This window comes from Candidatus Rhabdochlamydia sp. W815 (assembly GCF_018642185.1).
GTDB lineage: Bacteria > Chlamydiota > Chlamydiia > Chlamydiales > Rhabdochlamydiaceae > Rhabdochlamydia > Rhabdochlamydia oedothoracis.
Genome location: NZ_JAAVTY010000157.1, coordinates 1 through 2596, shown reverse-complemented (window position 1 = coordinate 2596; position 2596 = coordinate 1). Strand labels below are relative to the sequence as shown.

Annotated in this window: 2 protein-coding genes; both read right to left on the bottom strand. The window is 34.5% G+C overall.

All coding sequences use genetic code 11. The annotated features are described in order from the left end of the window. Positions 1 to 160: 160 nt before the first annotated feature. The gene (locus RHOW815_RS07795; protein WP_215217739.1) at positions 161 to 1645 is read right to left on the bottom strand and encodes an RING finger protein; all 1485 of its coding nucleotides are present in this window, start codon (positions 1643 to 1645) and stop codon (positions 161 to 163) included. A 46-nt stretch (positions 1646 to 1691) separates the two neighbouring features. Beyond that, entirely contained in the window at positions 1692 to 2507 is an 816-nt protein-coding gene (locus RHOW815_RS07790; protein ID WP_215217738.1) for a hypothetical protein, read from the bottom strand. Positions 2508 to 2596 lie beyond the last annotated feature (89 nt).

Genomic DNA, 2596 nt, shown 5'->3' with positions numbered 1-2596 from the left:
TACCCATTTTTCCATTTGAGGTTCGAGTATTTTAAACTGTTCTTCATTTAATCCTTGCTTGCTCATGTCATCTGTCTTTAGTTAAAAAATAAAAAGATCAGGTATCATAGCGAAAATTTATATTCAATTCAAGATGGGTTCATAGTTAATTTATTTTGATTTAAGAGTTGGGTTTGCAAAAGTCTTCAATCAAATCTTCTTTTTTTGTTTTAATTTTTTCTATTTCTAGATTAAGCTCGCTTTTTATAAAACGAGATTGCTCGACTTCTTGAAGAGAGATGTTTTGGAAAGTTTCCTCTTTTCTATCATTTAGATCTTGATTATGTCTTCTCTTACAGGCTTTGCAAGAATCTAAAGCATGAAGATAGGAACTGTCATAAGCATTTAAAATGCCTTTTTGGAAAAAGGTACGAACCTTTTCTGAGGCGTCTTTTATGTCATTTGCATCATTTAGGGTGCCAATTTCTTCGAATATATCTTTAAGATTAGCAATAAATTCTTCTGGGTTTTGTAATTCTCCTGATTGTAAAAGAGTTTTTCGATACCTCAATATGGAATCATATCGACTCCCTCCTTCATATCTTACATCAAAGCTTTCAGGAATTTTTTTTCTTGTAACAGGAGAGGTTCTGCTGTGTTCAAGCCAAATTTTAAAGCTTTCATAATCATAAACCGTTTTTTCATTGGTCGGATCTGTAATTGTTCTTCGAATAGCTCTCAATGAAATAGGGCATTGGATTTGATTGAGAATTGGATCAGTGTCATGTATATCCTCAGCGTAAAGGGGCAATTCCTGAAGGGATGATTGCATATTTGCGATATAGCTTCTACATGACTTTATACGCCTTATGATGCTTGCTCCAGTTTCAATTAAGTCACCGTCTAAGTGATCTTCCCTAAAAGAACCTCTAATTTCATATTCTCTTGTTACATTTTCTGCCCTTATTGCATTGCTAAATATGGTATTAAACAATTCATCTCTTGCAGATGGGTTATAACCTCTTACTCTATCTAAAGGGGCTAAAGAGGAGTCAAAGAACCTGACAATAATACCCCCCTCTTCAAACAATGTCCTGGAATATTCAGGTGAATAGCTTGCATTTAGCAAATCGTAAGCGTCTGAAGGTCGTAGTTTCTTATCTAAGATGGAAATAAGCTGATCGCTTGCTAAACAGTCTGGTAAATGGCTTTTTATGAAGCGTAATATGTGGGTCTTAGTAAAAGAGAAAGAGGAAAAGATATTTATACACCTTAATCCCCATGAACTTGTCATATATTCTAATGCAGCATCACTCTTCATGAATTTTATGCAATCAGGTTTGCTGAGCTTGCAAATGAATAATATATGACAAGTAAATATCCTCCAAAATATAGAGTCAAAACCTTTAAAAGGCATGATTTTTTGAAAACCCGGCGCGATTAATATAGCAAGCCACATATTGGAATAATACATCGATGCCATACTTTTAAGATTCTCAATGAGGGGATTTGTATTAGCAAGTCTACTTAAAGTAGCTTTATAAGCAAAAAGCCTTGCTCGAACACGGTCAATCCTTGATTCAAGACTAGAGGGTCTAGATGTTAAGTAGTCTATTCCTTTAGGAAGAGCATACCAAGCAGCTGATGTAAGAATGATTTGCGCCATATTTTTTTCTATCTTTTATTTTTTTATAAATATTTTCATATTCGTATTAGACCTTAGCTTGTGCTAAATCAACTTTAAGAAGTTTAAGTGCTTCTTCTAGTGCTTTTTTTTGCATTTTATAATCGAGATATTTTTCTTGAGCATCCTTCTTGAATTGAGGATTTGATGAGGCTTTTTTAAGCTCATTTATCACTTCTCTTGTCTCTTCTATATCAATTATGGTGGATTCAGGGCCGAAGGCAAGAGATACAGGCCATCTAGGGGGGCATAAATCATTTTCTAAAGCTTGTTGTAAATTTCTCCATTCGTAATAGATGGGTTTGTTGTTATCTGATGCTCGTACAACTACCACTTTACGAATAGGTTTACCAGAGATTCTGCACATTCTTTTTTGAAAAACGGCTTCCCCGTGTAAGAGAAAGGGAATTGTATCGAAATGCGTAATATCCCTTCCCTCTATAATCGCTTCGCATTCTCTTAGCTTGCTTCTTATAGTTTGCAATTGTTCATGGATTTCTTGATCTAACAAATTCAATATTTCGAGGTTGCTACATCTTCCTTGGAGGGTTTCTTTATATCTTGATAGTAGATCTTGGTAAAATATTTGTACATTTGTTAGTTGGTTATTTATAGCTTCTTGTAGATCGATTTGGGTAGTTACGGTTTGTTGACTTGTAGCTGGCTGTTGAATTTGAAAGGCGTTTTTAGCAGTTTGTGAAGCCTGTAGAGCTGTTCTGTAAAGTGTTTTTAATTTTGATAAGAACATTTTTCTATGCATGTAGAGTATTTCAGCGCTTTCTATAGCGCTAAGACAAGTATTTAAATCTTCTCTATTATGCGCTATCTGCTGTATCTTAAGCATAGGCCCTTTCAACCTTGAAGTGCACAAAAAAGAACATATAAATACTTGAAAAAACATCTATTGTGCACCCGAGCATAGCATGTTTGTAG

What these genes read in the sequence shown, in the direction of transcription:
- RHOW815_RS07795 (WP_215217739.1), bottom strand. Translation starts at nt 1,645, where the DNA reads ATGGCGCAAATCATTCTTACATCAGCTGCTTGGTATGCTCTTCCTAAA.
- RHOW815_RS07790 (WP_215217738.1), bottom strand. Translation starts at nt 2,507, where the DNA reads ATGCTTAAGATACAGCAGATAGCGCATAATAGAGAAGATTTAAATACT.